Below are 23,112 nucleotides of genomic sequence, written 5' to 3' on the forward strand. Positions count from 1 at the left end.
CCCTCAAGGAGGTGCGCCAGGATGACCAGCACGGTCCCCGCGCTCGGAACCCGTACGGCCGAAGGATCGGCTCTCCAGGCCGTGCTCCTGGACATGGACGGCACCCTCGTGGACACCGAGGGCTTCTGGTGGGACGTCGAGGTCGAGATCTTCGCCGGCCTCGGCCACACCCTCGACGACTCCTGGCGGCATGTCGTGGTCGGCGGCCCCATGACCCGCAGCGCCGGTTTCCTCATCGAGGCCACCGGCGCCGACATCGCCCTCGCCGAACTCACCGTTCTGCTCAACCAGGGCTTCGAGGACCGCATCGGCCTCGCCCTGCCGATGATGCCGGGCGCCGCCCGGCTGCTGGCCGAACTCGCCGAGTACGAGATCCCCACCGCCCTCGTCTCCGCCTCCCACCGGCGCATCATCGACCGCGTGCTCACCTCGCTCGGCCCCCAGCACTTCGCGCTCACCGTCGCCGGAGACGAGGTGGCACGCACCAAGCCCTACCCCGACCCGTATCTGTTCGCCGCCGCCGGGCTCGGCGTGGATCCGGCCAGATGCGCGGTCGTCGAGGACACCGCGACCGGCGTCGCCGCCGCCGAGGCCGCGGGCTGCCATGTGGTGGCGGTGCCCTCCGTGGCCCCCATCGCCCCGGCCGCCCGCCGCACCGTCGTGACCTCCCTCGAAGAGGTCGACCTGGCATTTCTGCGCGGCCTGATGACGGAAATGCGCTGAACGTTCACGCAGCGTACGGCGCCGATAACGAGCGAATTCCCGGACGTAGCACGGAAAGGAATTCGACCATGGCCGGATGGCCGAATTCCGGTGCGCACACCTCCCGTTGAGGATGTGACGTTCCCCACTTCACGGGGGATCGACAGGTGGTGCGCCCTGTGCTGACTGCACCGGTTCAGGCGGCTTCGACGTGCCCTTGTGTCCCGATTGATGGGACCCTGCACGAATCCTTCCCCTGTCGGGTTTTCGGTCTGTCCGCGCCCGGTTTCGCAGCGTGATGGCAGCCCAACTCCGGTGGTTGCGAACCGTCCTGCGGGCGCCGACTAATCTCGTCGCGAGAACATCGCCGCAACCCCCGTGATCCGCCGCACCACCCATGCATGCCGGGTACACGGACCAACAGCTCTGGAGAAACTCGAGCATGAACCGCAAGACTTTGGTGCTGCCGGCCGTCATCGGTCTGCTCGCGCCGGTACTCGCCGCGTGCGGCGGGTCCGACAGCGGCAGCGGAAGCGGAGACGCGATCGTCGTCGGCACCACGGACCGGTTCACCGCCTCGAAGGACGCCCCCGCGCCCCTCGACCCGGCCTACGCCTACGACGTCGGCACCTGGAACATCCTTCGCCAGACCGTGCAGACCCTCATGATCCAGCCGCGCGGCGAGGGCGAACCCGTGCCCGAGGCAGCCGAGAGCTGCCTCTTCACCGACAGCGGCAACGAGCGCTACGCCTGCACCCTGCGCAAGGACCTGAAGTTCGCCAACGGCGACGCCATCACCGCGGACGACGTGAAGTACTCCATCGACCGCGCACGGGCCATCAACGCCGAGGGCGGCCCCGTCGGCCTGCTGTCGACCATCGACACCGTCGAGACCAAGGGCGACCGCGAGGTCATCTTCCACCTCAAAACGGCCGACGCCACCTTCCCGTACAAGCTCTCGACCCCCGTCGCCGGCATCGTCGACCCCGACGACTACGCCCGCAAGAGCCTGCGCGACGGCTTCGAGGTCGACGGCTCCGGCCCGTACACGATGAAGGCCGACGTCGAGAACAACGCCCTCGTCAACGCAGTGTTCACCAAGAACCCCAACTACAAGGGGACGCTGAAGGTGAACAACGAGAAGGTCGAGCTGCGCTCCTTCTCGGACGCCGACGCCATGGGCACCGCGCTGAGCGACGGTGACATCGACGTCATGTCCCGCACCATGGCGCCCGACCAGATCCAGAAGCTCTCCACGAGCTCCGACAGCAATGTCGACCTCATCGAGATGCCGGGTCTGGAGATCCGCTACCTCTCCTTCAACACCAACGCGGCGACCGTCAAGACCAAGGCCGTACGCCAGGCCATGGCCCAGCTCGTCAACCGCAGCGAACTCGTCTCCAAGGTCTACGGCACCGAGGCCGAACCGCTGTACTCGCTGGTGCCGGCGAGCATCATCGGCCACTCCAACTCGTTCTTCAACAAGTACGGCGACCCGAGCACCGCCAAGGCGAAGGCGCTGCTGACGAAGGCGAACATCACCACCCCGGTCAAGCTCACCCTGCACTACACGACCGACCACTACGGCTCGGCCACCAAGCAGGAGTTCGAGGAACTGCGCAAGCAGCTCAACGACAGCGGCCTCTTCGACGTCAGTATCAAGGGCGAACTCTGGGAGACCTTCCGCCCGGCCGAGCAGAAGGGCAAGTACGACGTCTACGGCATGGGCTGGTTCCCCGACTTCCCCGACGCCGACAACTACCTCGCGCCCTTCCTCGACGAGGACAACTTCCTCGGCTCGCCCTACGTCAACAGCGAGATCCGCAACACCCTGATCCCGGAGTCCCGGCGCGAGGCCGACCGGATGTCCGCCACCACCAGCCTCACCGACATCCAGGACATCGTCGCCGACGACGTCCCCATGCTCCCGCTGTGGCAGGGCAAGCAGTACGTCGCCGCCCGCGACGACATCACCGGCGTGTCGTACGCCCTCAACTCCTCCTCCACCCTTCAGCTCTGGGAGCTCGGCCGTGGCGTGAGCGGCTGATCCGTCCCGCCCCGGGCCGGTGGGACGACCCGGGCAACTCACCAACCGACGAGAAGGCGCTCGTAAGTGAACATGCGTAACCAGTGGCCGGTCCTGCCGATGATGGCGGGACTGGCCTCCGGCCTGCTGACCGGCTGCGGCACGGAGAGCGGTGACTCCGGGGGCAGTGACTCCGGAATCGTCATGGGAATGTCCGACGACGTCCTGGCCACCGACCCCGCGTCCGGCTACGACCCCGGCTCCTGGCTGTTGTTCAACAACGTCTTCCAGTCGCTGCTGAGCTTCCCCAAGGGCGGCACCGAACCGGTGCCCGAGGCCGCGGAGAGCTGCGAGTTCAGCGACACCGCTACCAAGGTCTACAAGTGCACCCTCAAGGACGGCCTCAAGTTCAGCAACGGTGACTCGCTCACCTCGGAGGACGTGAAGTTCTCCTTCGACCGCATGCTGAAGATCAACGACGACGCCGGCCCCGCGATCATGTTCCCGATGCTCGACAAGGTCGAGACACCGGACGAGAAGACGGTCGTCTTCCGGCTGAGCACACCCGACGCCACCTTCCCCAGCAAGATCGCCTCCGGCGCCGGCTCCATCGTGGACCACAGCCAGTACGACGAGGACGGGCTCCGCGAGGACGGCGAGGCCGTCGGCTCCGGCCCCTACAAGCTGGACTCCTTCAGCGACGACGAGGCCGTCTTCTCCGTCAACGAGAACTACGAGGGCACCGCCGACGTCCAGAACTCCGGCGTCACCCTGAAGTTCTTCCACGGCGACCAGGACCAGCTCAAGCAGGCCCTGACCGACGACAAGATCGACATCGCCTACCGAGGCCTCAGCGCCGGCGACATCGCCGACCTGGAGGCCGCCGGCACCGACGCGGGCGTCGAGATCGTCGACGGCACCAGCGCCGAGGTCCAGCACCTGGTCTTCAACATGGACGACCCGGTCACCGGGAAACTCGGCGTCCGCAAGGCCATCGCCTATCTCCTCGACCGCGAAGCCCTCATGAGCCAGGTCTACGAGGGCACCGCCACCCCGCTGTACTCGATCATCCCGGCCGGCATCGCGGGCCACAACACCGCCTTCTTCGACACCTACGGCGCCAGCCCCTCCAAGTCCAAGGCCGCCGCCGCCCTGAGCGCCGACGGCATCACCGACAAGGTCAAGCTGACCCTCTGGTCGACCCCCACCCGCTACGGCCCGGCCACCGACCAGGAACTCAAGGCCATCGCCGGCCAGCTCAACAAGAGCGGCCTGTTCGACGCCGACGTCAAGTCCGTCGACTACGAGCAGTACGAGAAGGACATAGCCGACGGCAAGTACGGCGTCTACGTCAAGGGCTGGGTGCCCGACTACCCCGACGCCGACAACTTCACGGCCCCCTTCTTCGGCAAGGGCAACGTGCTCAGCAACAACTACACCAACGGCACCATCACCGACACCCTCATCCCGCGCACCGCCGCCCAGAGCGACCGCTCCGCCACCGACGACGACTACGGCCGCCTCCAGGACCTCGTCGCCGAAGAGGTCCCCGTCATCCCCGTCTGGCAGGCCAAGCAGTACGCCGTCGTCCGCGACGACGTCTACGGCCTGGAGTACTGCCTCGACGCCTCGACCGTCTTCCGCTTCTGGGAGATCAGCAAGGCCTGACGAGGACCCACGGCAAGGCCTGACAACGACATACGGCAGCGGGCGCCCCCTTCATGAGAGGGGTCGCCCGCTGCCGTCGTACCCGTCGAACCGCCCGCGACTACTGCGCGCCCGGCCGCACCAGCCCGCTCTCGTACGCGTACACCGCCGCCTGCACCCGGTCCCGCAGCCCCAGCTTCGTCAGCACATGCCCCACATGCGTCTTCACCGTGGTCTCGCTGACGAACAGATCCGCGGCGATCTCGGCGTTCGACAGCCCGCGCGCCACCAGCTTCAGCACCTCCACCTCACGGTCGGTGAGCGTGTGCAGAGTGTCCGGGACCGGCTCGTCGCCGGACGGCAGATGCGTCGCGTACTTGTCCAGCAGCCGGCGCGTGATGCTCGGCGCGAGCATCGCCTCACCGGCGGCGACCACCCGGATCGCCTGCACGAGCTCATTGGCCGGGGCGTCCTTCAGCAGGAACCCGCTGGCCCCCGCCCGGAGCGCCTCCACCACGTACTCGTCGAGATCGAAGGTCGTCAGCACCAGCACCTTCGCCGGACCGTCCCGGCCCGGGCCGGTGATCTGCCGGGTCGCCTCCACCCCGTCCATCCGCGGCATACGGATGTCCATGAGCACCACATCGGGCTGCAACGCCCGCACCTGGTCGAGCGCCTGGAGGCCGTCCCCGGCCTCACCGACGACAGCGATGTCCTGCTCCGCCTCCAGGATCATCCGGAAGCCGGTACGCAGCAGCGGCTGGTCGTCGACCAGTAGGACGCGGATGGCCACGAGTGTCTCCTTCGCTAGTCCGGCCCCATTCTGCCCTGCGCCGGGTCACCGGACTCGGCCGCCCTCACCGGCAGCGGATACGGCGGGGGAGTGCCCCCGAACTCCGGGCAGTGCGCCTGGTGATCGCACCAACCGCACAGCTTGGTGGGACGGGGCCGCCAGTCGCCCGTCTCCGTCGCCTCCCGGATCGCCTCCCACAACGCCAGCAACTTGCGCTCCACGCGCTCCAGATCGGCGAGGACCGGGTCGTACGTCAGGACGTCACCGCTGCCGAGATACACGAGCTGAAGCCGGCGCGGGATCACGTTCTTCAGCCGCCAGACCACCAACGCGTAGAACTTCATCTGGAACAGCGCGCCCTCGGCGTACTCCGGCCGCGGCGCCTTGCCCGTCTTGTAGTCGACGATGCGCACCTCACCCGTGGGCGCCACGTCCACCCGGTCGATGATGCCGCGCAGCTTCAGCCCCGAATCCAGCACCGCCTCCACGAACAGCTCACGCTCGGCCGGCTCCAGCCGCGTCGGATCCTCCAGACCGAACCACCGCTCGACCAGCCGCTCGGCCTCACCCAGCCACCGCGCCAGCCGCTCGCCCTCCGGATCGTCCGCGAACAGCTCCACGACCTCCGGCCGCGTCTCCCGCAGCCGGTCCCACTGACCGGGGATCAACGACTTCGCCCGCGGCGCCGTCCGCTCCGCCGCCGGCGCGTCGAACAGCCGCTCCAGCACCGCATGCACCAAGGTGCCCCGCGTCGCCGCCTCGCTCGGCTTCTCCGGCAGCCGGTCGATCACCCGGAACCGGTACAGCAACGGGCACTGCATGAAGTCACTCGCACGCGACGGCGACAGCGACGCGGGCGCTATGGCGACGGACACCCCGGCAGCACCCACCGGCTCCGATGCCGTCGCCTGCTCGCCCACCACCGGCGGATCCACGTCCACGACCCCGCCGCCGGGGGTCTCGGCAGCGCCCTCTGTGCTCGTCTCCATGACCACAGACCTTACGGCCCGCCACTGACAGTGACCCAGTCCCGGCCGTGACCCCCGCGACGACAGAGAAAACAGAGGGGGTGCCGGGGCGTAACGCGCCGCGACCGCCGCATACCATCGACCCGAGACCCTTCCGCCGGCAGGCGCGGAAGACGCTTCGAACGAGGGGACACCGTGGACGAGAGCGGCGGGAGCGGGCAGCCGCGGTCCGGCAACCAAGAGCCGGCCCAGCACCACGCAGGCCCAACGGCCCCCACCACCGACCCCACCCACCCCGACGAAGCCGGCACACCCGCCACGCCCGATACAGACTCCGCCGAGCCGGGCAACCCACCGCAGAACACCGCGGCCGACCAGGCCCCTCGCGCCGAGACGAGCCCCGTGAACCCCCCGGCACGCGACGCAGAGGCCGCGGACGCCACAGAAGAGGCCCCCGCCACGGAGACGGCCACCTCACCCACGGACATCCCGGAAACCGGGGGAGACGAGAGCGCCGCCGACGCGCCGGCGGCACGGGAAACCGAGGACGAGCGGGCCGCGCTCGACGCGCCGGACGCCAGGGAAACCGCCGGAGAGCAGCCCCCGGCCGACACACCCCCCACCGGCGTCCCCCAGACCAACCCCGACCGCCCCTTCGCCCACTCCGGCATGGCCAAGGGCCGCCCCCCGCAGCGCCCCAAGGAACCCGGCGGCGGACTCCTCATGGGCCGCCCCTTCGGCGTGCCCGTGTACGTCGCGCCCAGCTGGTTCCTCGTCGCCGCGCTGATCACCTGGGTCTTCGGCGGCCAGCTGGAACGCGTCCTGCCCGAACTCGGCGCCGCCCGCTACCTCGTCTCCCTCTTCTTCGCGGTCGCCTTCTACGCCTCCGTACTCGTCCACGAACTCGCCCACACCGTCGCCGCCCTGCGCTTCAAACTCCCCGTCCGCCGCATCCAGCTCCAGTTCTTCGGCGGCGTCTCCGAGATCGAGAAGGAAGCCGAGACCCCGGGACGCGAATTCGTCCTGGCCTTCGTCGGCCCCCTGCTCTCCCTCGTCCTCGCCGGCCTCTTCTACGTAGCCATGCAGCCCGTCGAACCCGGCACCGTCCCCGGCGTCCTGCTGGCCGGCCTGATGATCTCCAACCTCATCGTCGCCGCCTTCAACCTCCTGCCCGGCCTCCCCCTCGACGGCGGCCGCATGCTCCGCGCCGTCGTCTGGAAGATCACCGGCAAGCCCATGAGCGGCACCATCGCCGCCGCCTGGGTCGGCCGCGCCCTCGCCGTCTCCGTCCTCATCGGCCTCCCGCTGCTCACCCAGTCCGGAGCCCTCGGCTCCAACGCCGAGGACAACGTCGGCATGGACACCGTCATGGACGCCCTGCTCGCCGCCATCCTCGCCGCCATCATCTGGACCGGCGCCGGCAACAGCCTCCGCATGGCCCGCCTGCGCGAACACCTCCCGGAACTGCGCGCCCGCAACCTCACCCGCCGCGCCGTCCCCGTCGAGACCGACACCCCCCTCTCCGAGGCCCTGCGCCGCGCCAACGAAGCCGGCGCCCGCGCCCTCGTCGTCGTCGACGCCGACGGCGAACCCCTCTCCCTCGTCCGCGAGGCCGCCATCGTCGGCGTCCCCGAACACCGCCGCCCCTGGGTCGCCGTCAGCGGCCTCGCCCAGGACCTCACCGACGGCATGCGCGTCTCCGCCGAACTCGCCGGCGAGGACCTCCTCGACACCCTGCGCGCCACCCCCGCCACCGAATACCTCGTCGTCGAGGAGACCGGAGAGATCTACGGCGTCCTGTCCGCCGCCGACGTGGAACGCGCCTTCGTCAAGGCGATGGCCAGGCCCTCCTAGCCCCGGCCGGAGCCGTCCTCGTGGTCGGCGACCCCCACAAACCCCGGTAGTCTGTTCACATGTCCGAACCGACCGGTGCCGCCCGCAGGCGCGGGCCCTTCAAGGTCGGGGACCAGGTTCAGCTGACCGACCCCAAGGGCCGCCACTACACGTTCACGCTCGAAGAGGGAAAGAACTTCCACACCCACAAGGGTTCCTTCCCGCACGACGAGCTGATCGGCGCACCCGAGGGCAGCGTTGTCCGCACCACCGGTAACGTCGCCTACCTCGCGCTGCGCCCCCTGCTCCCCGACTACGTCCTGTCCATGCCCCGCGGCGCCGCCGTGGTCTACCCCAAGGACGCGGGGCAGATCCTCGCCTTCGCCGACATCTTCCCCGGCGCACGCGTCGTGGAAGCGGGCGTGGGCTCCGGCTCGCTCAGCAGCTTCCTGCTGCGCGCCATCGGCGACCAGGGCATGCTGCACAGCTACGAGCGCCGCGAGGACTTCGCGGAGATCGCCCAGCAGAACGTGGAGCGCTACTTCGGCGGCCCCCACCCCGCCTGGCAGCTCACCGTCGGCGACCTCCAGGACAACCTGTCCGACACCGACGTCGACCGCGTCATCCTCGACATGCTCGCCCCCTGGGAATGCCTGGAGGCCGTCTCCAAGGCACTCGTCCCCGGCGGCATCCTCTGCTGCTACGTCGCCACCACCACCCAGCTCGCCCGGACCGTCGAGTCCATCCGCGAGATCGGCTCCTTCAACGAACCGAGCGCCTGGGAGTCGATGATCCGCAACTGGCACGTGGAGGGCCTGGCGGTCCGCCCGGACCACCGCATGATCGGGCACACCGGCTTCCTGCTCACCGCCCGCCGCCTCGCCGACGGCGTCGAGCCGCCCATGCGCCGCCGCCGCCCCGCCAAGGGCGCCTACGGCGAGGACTACACCGGCCCCAACGCCGACGGCGGCTCCGGCCGCTGAGGCGGCCCCTGCCGCACACAACGCGACCACGCCGTGGCCGAGTTCCCGACACCGCTCCGGAACTCGGCCACGGCCCCTTTTCGCTGACAGAACGACAACAACGGCCACCCGGCACCGACCCCGCCGTTCCGGTGCCCTGTGACGTGTGGCACCATGCGGGACACCCCCACCGCCACAGCCCTCTCGGGAGTCACCCCTAGTGCAGCAATCCGCGGTCCCGGAACTCGCTCACACGCACACCCGCCCCATCCACTGGGTCGCCACCGCCACGGCAGTCGCCGGCGTCGTCGCCCTCTCCTCGGTCCTCCAGCCGAACCCGGCCACCGCCGCCCAGGCCTCAGGACCCCAGTCGCACAACGCCCCCGCGACCGTCACCGCCCCCGACCCCGCCGACGTCGACCTCCCCCTCGACTGCGGCCCCGTCAAGATGCTCGTGGTCAAGAAGGCCTCCGGAGACCTCGACGGCGACGGCAGGCCGGAAACCGTCGTGGTCGCCCACTGCGACGCCCCCATGGGCACCCCGCCCGACGCCGTCTACGTCCTCACCCAGGCCGCCGACGCCAAGAAACCCCGCGTCGTCGCCACCCTGATCAACCCCAAGGACCGCACCACCGTCACGAGCCTCACACTCACCGACGCCACGGTCTCCGCCGACCTGCTGGGCTACTCCTCGGACTCCGTACCCAGTTGCTGCCCCGACGTGAAGACCAGCGCCAAGTGGCAATGGAAGAACGGCGCGTTCGTCCGCTCCACACCCGCCGGCGCACAGAGCGTGTGAGCCCCGTGCACAGGGGCCCGTCGCCTCACTGAGCGTCGGGCCCGTACACCTCGACGAGATCCGAGACCCGGCGCACATGGATGCAGTCGCCGGGACACTCCTTCGCCGAGTCCACCACATCCGTCAGAAGGGGCAACGGCACGGGCGTCGTCGCCCCCTTGTCCTGCAGAAGCACGTCATCGGCGCCCTTCACATAGGCAAGACCGTCGATGTCCAACTCGAACACCTCGGGCGCGTACTGCACACAGATGCCGTCGCCGGTACAGAGATCCTGATCGATCCAGACCTCCAGAGCCTGACCCTCGACCCCGGCCTCCTCCTGCACGCTCATCTCTCCTGCCGCTCCTGATACGGGACACCCCGACCCTACCCCCGCCTCCCCACCCACCATGCGCGGCCGGAACGTGCACGCCCGCACACGCTCCGTCAACGCCGTCCAGACCCGATCCGGACCCGGCGGAGAACCGCTCGAGCGCCACAAGCCGCCCCCACCCCGCCCGCACCAGGCCCCGGACCGGCGGTACTGCGGGCAACTCGCCCCCGCCGTGGAACATTTAGAGCACTCCTGCCTTGGAACAGTCCGCTTCTGAATCACGTTGACTGGGTATCCACACGGCGTGAGGGATGGCGCAGGGTGACCGACGACACACCTTGACACTCTTTGTGATCTAGGGGTTTCAATCGACACCCACCCAGGTAGGGTCTGGAAGCGTCCAGCTCCCCTTGGAGGAGGTGAGGACCGTGGCAGCCCACGACGACGACATGAACCGCGGCATCCGCCCGGGACGAGGGTCCGACGACCCGGCCGGGCAGATTGCCTACCTTGAGCAGGAGATCGCCGTCCTGCGGCGCAAGCTCGCCGACTCTCCGCGGCACACGAGGATTCTCGAAGAGCGGATCGTCGAGCTGCAGACCAACCTGGCCGGCGTGTCCGCCCAGAACGAACGACTCGCCAACACGCTCCGCGAGGCCCGCGACCAGATCGTGGCCCTCAAGGAGGAAGTCGACCGGCTCGCACAGCCCCCGGCCGGCTTCGGAGTCTTCCTGCAGGCCAACGAGGACGGCACCGCAGACATCTTCACCGGAGGACGCAAACTCCGCGTGAACGTCAGCCCCAGCGTCGACCTCGAAGAGCTCCGGCGCGGCCAGGAACTGATGCTCAACGAAGCACTCAACGTGGTCGAGGCCATGGAGTTCGAGAGCGTCGGCGACATCGTCACCCTCAAGGAGATCCTCGAGGACGGCGAACGCGCCCTCGTACAGGGGCACACCGACGAGGAAAGGGTGGTGCGGCTCGCCGAGCCGCTGCTGGACATCACCATCCGCCCCGGCGACGCCCTGCTGCTCGAACCCCGATCCGGCTATGTCTACGAAGTCGTTCCCAAGAGCGAGGTCGAAGAACTCGTCCTCGAAGAGGTCCCCGACATCGGCTACGAGCAGATCGGCGGCCTCGGCGGCCAGATCGAGGCCATCCGCGACGCGGTCGAGCTCCCGTACCTCTACCCGGACCTGTTCAAGGAGCACGAACTCCGCCCGCCCAAGGGCGTCCTGCTCTACGGACCCCCCGGATGCGGCAAGACGCTCATCGCCAAGGCCGTCGCCAACTCGCTGGCCAAGAAGGTCGCCGAAGTCACCGGCCAGGCCCAGGGCAAGAGCTTCTTCCTCAACATCAAGGGCCCCGAACTCCTCAACAAGTACGTCGGCGAGACCGAGCGGCAGATCCGCCTCGTCTTCCAGCGTGCCCGCGAGAAGGCCTCCGAGGGCACCCCCGTCATCGTCTTCTTCGACGAGATGGAATCCCTCTTCCGCACCCGCGGATCCGGCGTCAGCTCGGACGTGGAGAACACCATCGTCCCCCAGCTCCTCGCCGAGATCGACGGCGTGGAAGGCCTCCAGAACGTGGTCGTCATCGGCGCCTCCAACCGCGAGGACATGATCGACCCCGCCATCCTGCGCCCCGGCCGCCTGGACGTGAAGATCAAGATCGAACGTCCCGACGCCGAGGCCGCCAAGGACATCTTCGGCAAGTACCTCACCGAACGCCTCCCCCTGCACGCCGACGACCTCGGCGAGCACGGCGGCAGCAAGACGACCACCGTCGAAAGCATGATCCAGACGGCCGTCGAGCACATGTACGCCGAATCCGAGGAGAACCGCTTCCTGGAAGTCACCTACGCCAACGGCGACAAGGAAGTCCTCTACTTCAAGGACTTCAACTCCGGCGCCATGATCGAGAACATCGTGGGCCGCGCCAAGAAAATGGCGATCAAGGACTTCCTCGACCACAACGCCAAGGGCCTTCGCGTCTCCCACCTCCTCCAGGCATGCGTGGACGAGTTCAAGGAGAACGAGGACCTGCCCAACACCACCAACCCGGACGACTGGGCCCGCATCTCCGGAAAGAAGGGCGAACGGATCGTCTACATCCGTACCCTCATCACCGGAAAGCAGGGCGCCGACACCGGACGCTCCATCGACACGGTGGCCAACACCGGTCAGTACCTGTAAGAACGGGGCGGCTGCGGGTGCCCTCACCGGGTACCCGCAGCCGACTGTTTTTCAGGCAACTAACCGGAACAAGAGGCGTGCAAGGCAATGACGCAAATGATCTCCCCACCAGCGCAAAGCCGTTCTAGGCTCTTCGGTACCGCCGAGTCGCGCAGTGCGGGGACGGGCACCGCACACGCACCGGAGCGCCAGCGGTACTTGAGCGCCGCCCCCGACCGAGGGCGCCGCCGGGCAAGGAGGGCCGCATGACCGTACGGCGAGTAATGGGCATCGAGACGGAGTACGGGATCTCCGTCCCCGGCCACCCCAACGCCAATGCCATGCTCACCTCGTCCCAGATCGTCAACGCCTACGCGGCGGCGATGCACCGGGCCCGCCGGGCCCGCTGGGACTTCGAGGAGGAGAACCCGCTGCGGGACGCGCGAGGCTTCGACCTCGCCCGTGAGGCCGCCGACTCCAGCCAGCTCACCGACGAGGACATCGGCCTCGCCAACGTCATCCTCACCAACGGCGCACGCCTCTACGTCGACCACGCACACCCCGAATACAGCGCACCCGAGGTCACCAACCCCCGCGACGCCGTCCTCTGGGACAAGGCCGGCGAACGCATCATGGCCGAGGCCGCGGAACGCGCCGCCCAGCTGCCCGGCGCCCAGCCCATCCACCTCTACAAGAACAACACCGACAACAAAGGCGCCTCCTACGGCACGCACGAGAACTACCTGATGAAGCGGGAAACCCCCTTCTCGGACATCGTGCGCCACCTCACCCCCTTCTTCGTCTCCCGCCAGGTCGTCACCGGCGCCGGCCGCGTCGGCATCGGCCAGGACGGCCACGAACACGGCTTCCAGATCAGCCAGCGCGCGGACTACTTCGAGGTCGAGGTCGGGCTGGAGACCACCTTGAAGCGCCCGATCATCAACACGCGGGACGAGCCGCACGCCGACGCCGAGAAGTACCGCCGCCTGCACGTGATCATCGGCGACGCGAACCTCTCCGAGATCTCGACCTACCTGAAGCTCGGCACCACCGCCCTGGTCCTGTCGATGATCGAGGACGGCTTCATCGCCGTCGACCTGGCCGTGGACCAGCCCGTCCGCACCCTCCACCAGGTCTCCCACGACCCGACACTCCAACGCCTCGTCACGCTCCGCAGCGGCCGGACACTCACCGCGGTCCAGCTCCAGATGGAGTACTTCGAACTCTCCCGCAAGTACGTCGAAGAACGCTTCGGCTCCGACGCCGACGACCAGACCAAGGACGTCCTCGCCCGCTGGGAGGACACCCTCAACCGCCTGGAGAACGACCCCATGAGCCTCGCGGGCGAGCTCGACTGGGTCGCCAAGCGGGAACTCATGGAGGGCTACCGGCGCCGCGACGGCCTCGACTGGGACGCGGCCAAGCTGCACCTGCTCGACCTCCAGTACGCGGACGTACGGGCCGAGAAGGGCCTCTACAACCGCCTGGCGGCCCGCGGCCGCATCAAGCGCCTGCTGGACGAGACCGACGTCGAGCGAGCCCGCACGAAGCCACCGGAGGACACGCGTGCGTACTTCCGAGGCCGCTGCCTGGAGCAGTACGCCGACGACGTCGCCGCGGCCTCCTGGGACTCCGTGATCTTCGACCTCCCGGGCCGGGACTCCCTCCAGCGCGTCCCAACCCTGGAACCGCTTCGCGGAACGCGTAATCACGTCAAGGAGCTCCTGGACCGCTGTCGCACGGCGGAAGACCTGGTCAGGGTCCTCTCCGGCGGCTGAGCGGGTACCCGGACCGAGGGCGCCGGACAGGGTGGAAACCCCGGCGCCCGGGAATCATCGAGATGGCCCCCGTACGTTGCCGTAACTACGGGGCCGATGTCAGACCTGGCTTGTAGGGTCTGATCATCACCGATCGGCGGATAAGCCGACCTGGCGACCATGTCGGGCGAAACGAGCGGGGTGAGGGTTATGGCAACCAAGGACACCGGCGGCGGCCAGCAGAAGGCCACACGCTCCACCGAAGAGGCCGAGGAGCAGACTGCGGAGGCGCAGGGCTCGGAGGACCTCAAGGAGCGGCACGAGAAGCTGAGCGATGACGTGGACTCGGTTCTGGACGAGATTGACGATGTCCTCGAGGAGAACGCGGAGGACTTCGTTCGAAGTTTCGTTCAGAAGGGTGGCGAGTAACCTTCGAATCGAAGGTTCGGGGGGCTTCGGAGTTGGCAAGCGAAGAGGGCGTGAAGCGTTGCTCGCGGTGTAAGGAGTTCAGGCCGCGAGCAGCCTTCGCCAGTAACAAGGCCGCCCGGGATGGGTTGCAGGCCTACTGCAGAGAGTGCTGGGCTTCGTATCACCAGGCCCGGCAGCTGGCCAAGGGTAAGAACGTACGACCGAGAGTGGAGACGCCTGAGGGGCACAAGTTCTGTCGTGGTTGCGGGGAGATCAAACCGCACAGCGAATGGCATCGCAACGCGACCGCATCGGATGGCCTCGCTACTTGCTGCAAGGTCTGCAAAGCAGCACGAGGCAGGCAGGGGCATCTCAAGCGCCACTACGGCCTCACCGAAGCCGAGCGGGACGAGATGGTCGCTTCTCAGATGGGGCTCTGCGTCATCTGCCTAAAGGCTCCGGCCGTTCATGTGGATCATTGCCACAAGACGGGTAGGGTCCGTGGCGTACAGTGCTTCAACTGCAATTCGGCCATCGGCAAGTTGGGAGATGACCCCGACGCCGTTCGCCGGGCCGCCGCTTATCTGGAAGGAATCGCGTGGAAGCCAACACTCGTAGCACCGGGCGTCTACCAGCTGCCTTCCTGACGCCTGGGTCGTCGTCCTTCATGGACTTCCTCTCCGAGCATCAGCCGGAGCTGTTGCCCGGTAAGCGTCAACTGCCCCCCACTCAGGGCGTGATCGAGGCGCCGCACGGCACCACGATCGTTGCTGTGACGTTCCCGGGCGGGGTCGTGCTCGCGGGTGACCGTCGGGCCACCATGGGGAATGTCATCGCCCAGCGTGACATCGAGAAGGTGTTCCCGGCCGACGAGTATTCGGCCGTCGGTATCGCCGGCACCGCAGGGCTCGCCGTCGAGATGGTGAAGCTGTTCCAGCTGGAGCTGGAGCACTTCGAGAAGGTCGAGGGGGCGCAGCTCTCGTTGGAGGGCAAGGCGAACCGGTTGTCGACGATGATTCGGTCGAACCTCGGTATGGCGATGCAGGGGTTGGCCGTGGTGCCGCTGTTCGCGGGGTATGACGTGGATCGGGAGCGGGGGCGGATCTTCTCGTACGACGTGACGGGTGGCCGTTCCGAGGAGCTGAACTACGCGGCGACCGGTTCCGGTTCGATCTTCGCGCGTGGTGCGATGAAGAAGCTCTTCCGTGACGATCTGACCGCGGAGCAGGCCACGACGTTGGTGGTCCAGGCGCTCTATGACGCGGCTGACGACGACTCGGCGACCGGTGGTCCCGATGTCGCCCGCCGGATCTACCCGATCGTCACCGTGATCACCGAGGACGGTTTCCGTCGGTTGACGGACGAGGAGTCGTCCGAGATCGCCCGTTCGATTCTGGAGCGGCGTCTGGAGCAGCCGGACGGTCCGCGGGCCGCGCTGCTGTAGCGGCCGGTGTTCTGTCTTATCCAGGTGATCGCAGTGACTTCGACAGAAAGGGACGGATAACCGGTGTCGACGCCGTTCTATGTCTCCCCCCAGCAGGCGATGGCCGACCGGGCGGAGTACGCCCGTAAGGGCATCGCCCGTGGCCGCAGCCTGGTCGTGCTGCAGTACGCCGATGGCATCGTGTTCGTCGGTGAGAACCCGTCCCGTGCGTTGCACAAGTTCAGCGAGATCTATGACCGGATCGGCTTCGCGGCTGCCGGTAAGTACAACGAGTACGAGAATCTGCGGATCGGTGGTGTGCGGTACGCCGATCTTCGTGGGTACACGTACGACCGTGATGACGTGACCGCGCGTGGTCTCGCCAATGTCTATGCCCAGACGCTGGGCACGATCTTCTCTTCCGCGGCTGAGAAGCCGTATGAGGTGGAGCTGGTCGTGGCGGAGGTGGGGGAGACGCCGGACGGTGATCAGATCTATCGGCTGCCGCATGACGGTTCGATCGTGGACGAGCATGGTTCGGTCGCGGTCGGTGGTAATGCCGAGCAGATCAGTAGTTATCTCGATCAGCGTCATGAGGACGGGATGAGCCTGGCGGAGGCTCTGAAGCTGGCCGTTCAGGCGTTGTCCCGGGACACCAATGGCACTCAGCGGGAGATTCCGGCGGAGCGTCTGGAGGTCGCGGTGCTGGACCGTACGCGTCCTCAGCAGCGGAAGTTCAAGCGGATTGTCGGCCGTCAGCTGGATCGGTTGCTGGAGACCGGCGGTGCGGCCACCGAGGCGGAGAGCTCCGAGGAGGAGTAACCCCTCTCGCGTTCCATCTCGTGTCCTTTGTGTGCCCCGGCCGGTCTCTCGGCCGGGGCACAGGGCGTTCAGGGGGTGCTGGGTGGTGCTGTGGAGGCGCGTACGACGAGGTGGACCGGGATGTCCCCGGCGTCGGGTGTGCGGTCCTCCAGGACGGCGAGCAGGGCGCGCATGCCGTGTTCGCCGAAGAGCTCGGAGTCCAGTCGTACGGTGGTGAGCTCGGGGTCGAGGGCGGTCGCCAGGGCGATGTCGTCGACGCCTGTCACGGAGACGTCGTCGGGGATGCGCAGGCCTCGTCGGCGTACGGCCTTGTAGACGCCCGCGGCGAGTTTGTCGTCGTCGCAGACCATGGCGGTGGGGTGGGGGCCGGGGGCCCCGAGGGCGGCTTCTGTGGCTGCCACGGCGCCTTCGATGGACATGGGGGTGGGGGCGGTTCGGAGGGTGGTCCCGGGGACTGTTCGGAGGCGTTGGGTGAGGGCACGCGCGCGTACGTCGAAGGTCCAGGAGGGGATGTCCGCGGCGACGTGGAGGAAGTGGCGGTGTCCGAGGCCGAGGAGGTGGTCGGCGACCTGGTGGGTGCCGTCGGTGATGTCGAGGTTGACCGTGGCGGCGCCGAGGCTGCCCTCCGGGTCGCTGTCCAGCATCACGAGGGGCAGTTGGTCGCCGCGGATGGCGGTGAGGGCGTCGGCGGCCATGGAGGAGGCGATGACGCCGTCGAGGGCGGCCTGGGCGGAGGCGAAGGGGTCTCTGGCGGGGCCGACGCCTTCGGGGGAGGGGTAGAGGACGACGCCGAAGCCGTGTTCGGCGGCGACGCGGGCGGCGCCGGTGTAGACGCCTGCGAAGAACTCCGTCGTGAGGGCCGGGACGACCAGCAGTACGGTCCGGGTGTGGCCCAGGCGGAGGTTGCGGGCGGCGAGGTTGGGCCGGTAGCCGAGTTCGCGGGCGGCTTGGCGGACGCGTTCCGCGGTGGTCTCGGAGACGCGGCCGCGCCATTTGTCGCCGAGGACCAGGGAGACGGCGGCCTGGGAGACGCCGGCGGCTTGGGCGACGTCGCGGCTGGTGGGGCGGGTGCTGCCTCGTGCCACCGTGTGCCTGCTCTTTCGTCTGGACGCGTCAACAGCGGACATGGTACGTATGACGGGCGACGTTATACGTAACACGTGGAGAGTGAGGGGGCGGCGGGACATGGCTGCTGGATACCTGGAGATCCTCCGGGCGAGGCATGCGGCGCGCCTGCTGGCGGGCACGCTGGTGGGGCGGCTGCCCAACGCGACCGCTGCCATCGCCCTGGTGCTGTTCGTGCGGGCGGAGGGCGGCTCGTACAGTCTGGCCGGAGGGCTCGCGGCGGTGTACGGGGTCGCGAACGCCGTCGGTCAGCCCCTGCTGGGCCGGCTGGTGGACCTGCGTGGCCAGCCGCGCGTCCAGCTGCCCGCGGCCGTCCTGTCGGCCCTCGCGATGGCGGTCTTCGCCTTCTCCGGCACCGACCCGCTGCCCCTCGCCTATGCCGCCGTGGCGGCCGCCGGACTGTTCACGCCGCCGCTGGAGGGCGGGCTGCGGGCGCTGTGGCCGAGTGTGCTGGGCAAGGAGGAGCAGGTGCACACGGCGTACGCGATGGACGCCGTGGCGCAGGAGGTGATGTTCACGGTCGGGCCGCTGCTGGTGACCCTGTGCACGGCGCTGTGGTCGGCGCAGGCCGCCCTGCTGGTGCTCAATGTGATCGGGGTGCTGGGCGCCCTCTCCGTGGTCGTCTCGCCGCCCTCGCGCGCGTGGCGCTCGGCGCCGCGCGAGGCGCACTGGCTGGGCGCGTTGCGCTCGCCCGGACTGCTGGCGCTGCTCGGTGCGTTTCTGTTCGTCGGTATCGCGCTCGGCTCGATCACGGTCGCGTCCGTGCCGTACGCCGACGAGCATGGCGGTGACGCGGTGTACGGCTGGCTGATGGCGGCGCTCGGTCTGGGCGCTCTCATCGGTGGCACCGTGTACGGCGCGCGGCAGTGGACGGGTGAGCCCGCGCGCCGACTCCAGGTGCTGGTGGCTCTTCTGGCGGTGTGTTACCTGCCGCTGATGCTGATGCCCGGCGTGGTCGCCATGGTGCTGCTGACCGTGGTCGCCGGGGTGTTTCTGGCGCCCGCCATCGCCTGCGCCTTCGTGCTGGTGGATCGCCACGCCCCGCGGGGCACGGTCACCGAGGCGTTCTCCTGGCTCGTGACGACGTTCACCGTGGGCGCGTCGGTCGGAACGGGCCTCGCGGGGCCGGTCGTAGAGGCCGGTGGGGCGCTGTGGGGGTTCGCCGTGCCGGGTGTCGCGGGGGGTGTCTCGCTGCTGGTTCTGGTGGGCACGGGAGGGGTCCTCGCAGCTCCCGGTGGGCGGGCGGTGGTTGCGGCTTCATCGGAAAATGATCCAAACCGTGGCGTCGAACCCCGTTTCAGCACAGGGGATCGGGCGTAATGTTCAGTCATGGACCGCCGCATTTTCGGGCTGGAGAACGAGTACGGCGTCACATGTACGTTCAGGGGACAGCGGCGCCTGTCTCCCGACGAGGTGGCGCGGTACCTCTTCCGCCGTGTCGTGTCATGGGGCCGAAGCAGCAATGTCTTTCTGCGAAACGGCGCCCGCCTCTATCTCGACGTCGGGTCACATCCGGAATACGCGACCCCCGAATGTGACAACGTGACGGAACTGGTCACGCACGACAAAGCAGGCGAGCGCATTCTCGAAGGACTCCTGGTGGACGCCGAACGACGCCTGCACGAGGAGGGAATCGCGGGCGACGTCTACCTCTTCAAGAACAACACCGACTCGGCGGGCAACTCCTACGGGTGCCACGAGAACTATCTCGTCGCACGCCATGGGGAGTTCTCCCGGCTCGCGGACATCCTCATTCCGTTCCTCGTCACGCGGCAGCTTCTGTGTGGTGCCGGCAAGGTGCTGCAGACTCCGCGTGGCGCGGTCTACTGCGTCAGCCAGCGGGCCGAGCACATCTGGGAGGGCGTCTCCTCGGCGACGACGCGTTCCCGGCCCATCATCAACACGCGTGACGAACCGCACGCGGACGCCGAGCGCTACCGCCGTCTCCACGTCATCGTGGGTGACTCGAACATGTCCGAGACGACCATGCTGCTGAAGGTCGGCGCGACCGACCTGGTGCTGCGCATGATCGAGGCGGGCACCGTGATGCGTGACCTGACCCTGGAGAACCCGATCCGGGCGATCCGTGAGGTCAGCCATGACATCACCGGCCGGCGCAAGGTGCGTCTGGCCAGCGGCCGGGAGGCCTCCGCGCTGGAGGTGCAGCGCGAGTACTACGAGAAGGCCGTGGACTTCGTCGAGCGCCGCGGCATCCGCACCGGAACCGTCGAGCAGGTCCTGGAGCTGTGGGGCCGCACGCTGGACGCGATCGAGGCCGAGGACCTCGACCGGATCGGCACCGAGATCGACTGGGTCATGAAGTACAAGCTCATCGAGCGGTACCGGGCCAAGCACAACATGACCATGTCCCACCCGCGGGTGGCGCAGATAGACCTCGCGTATCACGACATCCACCGCCGCAGGGGGCTTTACTACCTGCTGGAGAGGAAGGGCCAAGCCGCCCGTATCTGCAACGACTTGAAGATCTTCGAGGGCAAGTCCGTGCCCCCGCAGACCACTCGGGCCCGTCTTCGCGGTGACTTCATCCGCCGGGCCCAGGAGCAGCGCCGGGACTTCACGGTCGACTGGGTGCATCTCAAGCTCAATGACCAGGCACAGCGCACCGTGTTGTGCAAGGACCCGTTCCGTTCCGTCGACGATCGCGTGGAGAAGCTGATCGCCGGTATGTGAGCAATGCGTTCCGGTTCGAGTGCCGGAACGCAACACGGGCGCCGTACGTTTCCCGTACGGCGCCCTTCTCACGCCGTAGAGTTGCGCGCACGCCATCCACAAGATCGACCGATTACGAGGCTCCCACCGTGCGCCGACGCTCACTACTGATTGCCGTACCCGCAGGAATGGTCACGCTCGCCGCATGCGGCGAGGACGACGGGGCCAGTTCGGCTGAGAGCAGCGCCTCGCCCTCGCCCTCGCCGTCGGGTTCGGCCTCTGCCGCGCCGGCGCCGAAGATCGTGGACGGTCCGCTGCCGGCGATCACGGCGGGGACGAAGTTCGGCGAGAAGCCGACGGTCGCCAAGGGCAGCGGCGACCCGTCCAAGGACCTCGCGGTGAAGACGGTGATCGCGGGCAACGGCCAGACGGTCGCGGAGAACGACTACATCCAGGCCGACTACCTCGGCCAGATCTGGACCACCGCGAAGGTCTTCGACAACTCCTACGACCGGGGGACGCCGCTGGTCATCCAGCTCGCCCAGAACAGCATCATCGACAGCTGGCGGTACGCCCTGCCGGGCAAGAAGGTCGGCAGCCGCGTGCTGCTCGCGACCCCGCCCACCTGGGGTTACGGCAGCACGGGCAACTCGCAGGCGGGTATCAAGGGCACCGACACCCTGGTCTTCGTCGTCGACATCAAGGGCACGTTCAACGCGAAGAGCTCGGCCAAGGGCAAGGACGTCGCGCAGGACGACAGCGCCCTGCCGAAGGTGGGCACCAACACCGACGGCAAGGCGCCCTCCATCGACATCCCCAAGGCGGACGCGCCGACCAAGCTGGTGGCGGACTACGTCATCGAGGGCGACGGCGAGAAGGTCGGCGCCCAGGAGAGCGTGCTCGTCCAGTACAAGGGCGTGCTGTGGGACACCGGCAAGGAGTTCGACTCGACGTACAGCCGCAAGGCGCTGACGTCGTTCTCGCTGACGCAGGTCGTCAAGGGCTGGTCGCAGGGACTGACGGGCAAGAAGGTGGGTAGCCGCGTCCTCATCGTCATCCCGCCGTCGCTCGGCTACGGCGACAGCCCGCCGGAGGGCAGCGGTATCAAGAAGGACTCGACGCTGGTCTTCAGCGTCGACATCCTGGCGAAGATGTGACCCGTCAGGGGTGTAAGACTGTCCCTGTTGCCTTTCCGTGAACAAGCAGGAGCTAGTGACGTGAGCATCGACAAGCCCGAGATCGACTTCCCCGAAGGCGCGCCCCCGGCGGACCTCGAGATCAAGGACATCTGGGAGGGCGACGGTGAGGTGGCCCAGGCGGGTCAGACCGTCACCGTGCACTACGTGGGTGTCTCCTTCAGCACCGGCGAGGAGTTCGACGCCAGCTGGAACCGCGGTACGCCGTTCCGCTTCCCGCTGGGTGGCGGCCGGGTCATCAAGGGCTGGGACCAGGGCGTGCAGGGCATGAAGGTCGGCGGCCGTCGCCAGCTGACCATCCCGGCGCACCTCGCCTACGGCAACCAGAGCCCGACCCCGGCGATCAAGGCCGGCGAGACGCTGATCTTCGTCGTCGACCTGCTCGGCGTCTGATCGTCGTACGATCACTCTCGATCAACTGAGGCCCATGCCTGTCCAGGCATGGGCCCTCGGCTTTTGCCGCGCCACCTCAGGGCGGTACGGTCATCGTCCGTAAGCACCATAGGGAGGCGAAGGGCGTCGATGGCCATTGCCAAGGCCGAGCGGCTGATGAACCTGGCGCTGTGTCTGCTGGGGACGCGCAGGCCGCTGAGCAAGCGTGAGCTTCGCGATTCCATCGAGGCCTATCTGGAAGCGAGCTCGGACGACAGCTTCAACCGGATGTTCGAGCGCGACAAGGACGATCTGCGCGAACTCGGGCTCGTCATCGAGACCGTGGAGAACCTGGACGGCGATGTCGGCTATCTCGCCCGCCGGGACAGCAACCGGCTGCCGCCCATCACGCTCGACGCCGAGGAGGCGGCCGCTCTCGGTCTGGCCGCCAAGGTGTGGCAGCAGGCGCGGCTCGCGGGCGCGGCCAGTGGCGCCCTGCAGAAGCTGCGCGCGGCCGGACTGCCCGAGGACGTGGACCCGTACGAGGCCCATGGCGCCCTGGAACCGCGGATCCCGGTGCACGAGGCCGCGTTCGAGCCGCTGATGCTGGCCTGCCGCGACCGCCGGCCGGTCGTCTTCGAGTACCGCAAGGCCACCGCCGCCCATCCCGAGACCCGGCATGTCGAGCCGTGGGCGCTGGAGTGCTGGCGCGGGCACTGGTATCTGGCGGGATGGGACCGCGACCGGGGTGCCGAGCGGGTGTTCCGGCTGTCGCGGATCACCGGCAAGGTCCGCTCGCGCGGGACGCGCTTCACCGCCGAGGTGCCCGATGTCGTGACGGTTCGTGAGACCGTCGCCGGCTGGGCGGGGGAGACGGCGGATCGCAGCGCGCTGATCCGGCTGCGCACGGACGCCGGGTATCCGCTGCGGGCGAAGGCCACCGCGGTGCGGGAACTGGGCGGCGGCTGGGACGAGTTGGAGATTCCGTACGGCCATGGCCTGGACGCCTGGCTGGTGGAGTTCGGGCCGGATGTGGTGGTCCTGGAGCCCGCGGAGTTGCGGGCCGATGTGGTGGACCGGCTGCGTGCCGTGGCCAAGGGCTGAGGGGGAGCGAGCAACACA

At 68.3% G+C, this 23,112-nt stretch carries 21 protein-coding genes; 17 read left to right on the forward strand and 4 right to left on the reverse strand.

Annotated features, from left to right (window positions below):
* Positions 1-21 precede the first annotated feature (21 nt).
* The 3 genes from ABZ928_RS24615 (at position 22) to ABZ928_RS24625 (ending at position 4,396) form a co-directional block, all read left to right on the forward strand.
* Positions 22-723, forward strand: coding sequence for an HAD family phosphatase (locus tag ABZ928_RS24615; protein ID WP_361522789.1), 702 nt, complete (start codon positions 22-24; stop codon positions 721-723).
* A 421-nt stretch (positions 724-1,144) separates the two neighbouring features.
* Positions 1,145-2,749 carry an ABC transporter substrate-binding protein gene (locus ABZ928_RS24620; RefSeq protein WP_361522791.1) on the forward strand — a complete coding sequence of 535 codons (1,605 nt, stop codon included), beginning with the start codon at positions 1,145-1,147 and terminating at the stop codon, positions 2,747-2,749.
* 66 nt (positions 2,750-2,815) lie between these two features.
* Positions 2,816-4,396 (forward strand): ABC transporter substrate-binding protein, encoded by a 1,581-nt coding sequence (locus ABZ928_RS24625; protein WP_361522793.1) that lies wholly within the window; start codon positions 2,816-2,818, stop codon positions 4,394-4,396.
* A 100-nt stretch (positions 4,397-4,496) separates the two neighbouring features.
* Here the strand turns inward: ABZ928_RS24625 and ABZ928_RS24630 are convergent, their stop codons facing one another.
* Both ABZ928_RS24630 and ABZ928_RS24635 read right to left on the reverse strand, forming a co-directional pair.
* A complete protein-coding gene (locus ABZ928_RS24630) occupies positions 4,497-5,168 on the reverse strand; it encodes a response regulator transcription factor (RefSeq protein WP_020141342.1) in 672 nt (223 codons plus the stop codon).
* A gap of 14 nt (positions 5,169-5,182) precedes the next feature.
* A complete protein-coding gene (locus ABZ928_RS24635; protein ID WP_361522796.1) occupies positions 5,183-6,157 on the reverse strand; it encodes a RecB family exonuclease in 975 nt (324 codons plus the stop codon).
* 174 nt (positions 6,158-6,331) lie between these two features.
* Here ABZ928_RS24635 and ABZ928_RS24640 point away from each other — a divergent pair, with 174 nt between their 5' ends.
* The 3 genes from ABZ928_RS24640 to ABZ928_RS24650 all read left to right on the forward strand — a co-directional run bounded on the left by ABZ928_RS24640 (position 6,332) and on the right by ABZ928_RS24650 (position 9,730).
* The gene (locus ABZ928_RS24640) at positions 6,332-7,990 is read left to right on the forward strand and encodes a site-2 protease family protein (protein ID WP_361522798.1); all 1,659 of its coding nucleotides are present in this window, start codon (positions 6,332-6,334) and stop codon (positions 7,988-7,990) included.
* Positions 7,991-8,049: 59 nt separating this feature from the next.
* A complete protein-coding gene (locus ABZ928_RS24645; protein ID WP_361522801.1) occupies positions 8,050-8,952 on the forward strand; it encodes a tRNA (adenine-N1)-methyltransferase in 903 nt (300 codons plus the stop codon).
* Between the two features lie 199 nt (positions 8,953-9,151).
* Positions 9,152-9,730 (forward strand): hypothetical protein, encoded by a 579-nt coding sequence (locus tag ABZ928_RS24650; protein ID WP_361522803.1) that lies wholly within the window; start codon positions 9,152-9,154, stop codon positions 9,728-9,730.
* A gap of 25 nt (positions 9,731-9,755) precedes the next feature.
* Here the strand turns inward: ABZ928_RS24650 and ABZ928_RS24655 are convergent, their stop codons facing one another.
* Positions 9,756-10,061, reverse strand: a complete 306-nt coding sequence (locus tag ABZ928_RS24655) for a ferredoxin (protein ID WP_361522805.1) — start codon at positions 10,059-10,061, stop codon at positions 9,756-9,758.
* 410 nt (positions 10,062-10,471) lie between these two features.
* Here ABZ928_RS24655 and arc point away from each other — a divergent pair, with 410 nt between their 5' ends.
* The 6 genes from arc to prcA all read left to right on the forward strand — a co-directional run bounded on the left by arc (position 10,472) and on the right by prcA (position 16,627).
* Positions 10,472-12,238, forward strand: a complete 1,767-nt coding sequence (arc, locus tag ABZ928_RS24660) for a proteasome ATPase (RefSeq protein ID WP_361522808.1) — start codon at positions 10,472-10,474, stop codon at positions 12,236-12,238.
* Between the two features lie 245 nt (positions 12,239-12,483).
* Positions 12,484-13,995, forward strand: coding sequence for a depupylase/deamidase Dop (gene dop, locus ABZ928_RS24665; RefSeq protein ID WP_361522811.1), 1,512 nt, complete (start codon positions 12,484-12,486; stop codon positions 13,993-13,995).
* Between the two features lie 189 nt (positions 13,996-14,184).
* Positions 14,185-14,403, forward strand: a complete 219-nt coding sequence (locus ABZ928_RS24670; protein ID WP_329341088.1) for a ubiquitin-like protein Pup — start codon at positions 14,185-14,187, stop codon at positions 14,401-14,403.
* 32 nt (positions 14,404-14,435) lie between these two features.
* Positions 14,436-15,029, forward strand: a complete 594-nt coding sequence (locus tag ABZ928_RS24675; protein ID WP_361522814.1) for an endonuclease VII domain-containing protein — start codon at positions 14,436-14,438, stop codon at positions 15,027-15,029.
* Positions 14,981-15,826 carry a proteasome subunit beta gene (gene prcB / locus ABZ928_RS24680; RefSeq protein WP_361522816.1) on the forward strand — a complete coding sequence of 282 codons (846 nt, stop codon included), beginning with the start codon at positions 14,981-14,983 and terminating at the stop codon, positions 15,824-15,826. Before ABZ928_RS24675 ends, prcB begins: the two co-directional genes overlap by 49 nt.
* Positions 15,827-15,889: 63 nt before the next feature.
* Positions 15,890-16,627 carry a proteasome subunit alpha gene (gene prcA, locus ABZ928_RS24685; protein WP_361522819.1) on the forward strand — a complete coding sequence of 246 codons (738 nt, stop codon included), beginning with the start codon at positions 15,890-15,892 and terminating at the stop codon, positions 16,625-16,627.
* Positions 16,628-16,695: 68 nt separating this feature from the next.
* Here the strand turns inward: prcA and ABZ928_RS24690 are convergent, their stop codons facing one another.
* Positions 16,696-17,712, reverse strand: coding sequence for a LacI family DNA-binding transcriptional regulator (locus ABZ928_RS24690; protein ID WP_361522822.1), 1,017 nt, complete (start codon positions 17,710-17,712; stop codon positions 16,696-16,698).
* 100 nt (positions 17,713-17,812) lie between these two features.
* Here ABZ928_RS24690 and ABZ928_RS24695 point away from each other — a divergent pair, with 100 nt between their 5' ends.
* The 5 genes from ABZ928_RS24695 (at position 17,813) to ABZ928_RS24715 (ending at position 23,094) form a co-directional block, all read left to right on the forward strand.
* Positions 17,813-19,072, forward strand: coding sequence for an MFS transporter (locus tag ABZ928_RS24695; protein ID WP_361522824.1), 1,260 nt, complete (start codon positions 17,813-17,815; stop codon positions 19,070-19,072).
* A gap of 9 nt (positions 19,073-19,081) precedes the next feature.
* Positions 19,082-20,443, forward strand: coding sequence for a Pup--protein ligase (gene pafA, locus ABZ928_RS24700; protein ID WP_033531667.1), 1,362 nt, complete (start codon positions 19,082-19,084; stop codon positions 20,441-20,443).
* A gap of 128 nt (positions 20,444-20,571) precedes the next feature.
* Positions 20,572-21,579 carry an FKBP-type peptidyl-prolyl cis-trans isomerase gene (locus ABZ928_RS24705; protein WP_361522827.1) on the forward strand — a complete coding sequence of 336 codons (1,008 nt, stop codon included), beginning with the start codon at positions 20,572-20,574 and terminating at the stop codon, positions 21,577-21,579.
* Between the two features lie 60 nt (positions 21,580-21,639).
* A complete protein-coding gene (locus tag ABZ928_RS24710) occupies positions 21,640-22,011 on the forward strand; it encodes an FKBP-type peptidyl-prolyl cis-trans isomerase (RefSeq protein ID WP_289918732.1) in 372 nt (123 codons plus the stop codon).
* Between the two features lie 129 nt (positions 22,012-22,140).
* Positions 22,141-23,094, forward strand: a complete 954-nt coding sequence (locus tag ABZ928_RS24715; RefSeq protein WP_361522830.1) for a WYL domain-containing protein — start codon at positions 22,141-22,143, stop codon at positions 23,092-23,094.
* Positions 23,095-23,112: the final 18 nt, after the last annotated feature.

Source organism: Streptomyces sp. NPDC046909, assembly GCF_040644695.1.
GTDB lineage: Bacteria > Actinomycetota > Actinomycetes > Streptomycetales > Streptomycetaceae > Streptomyces.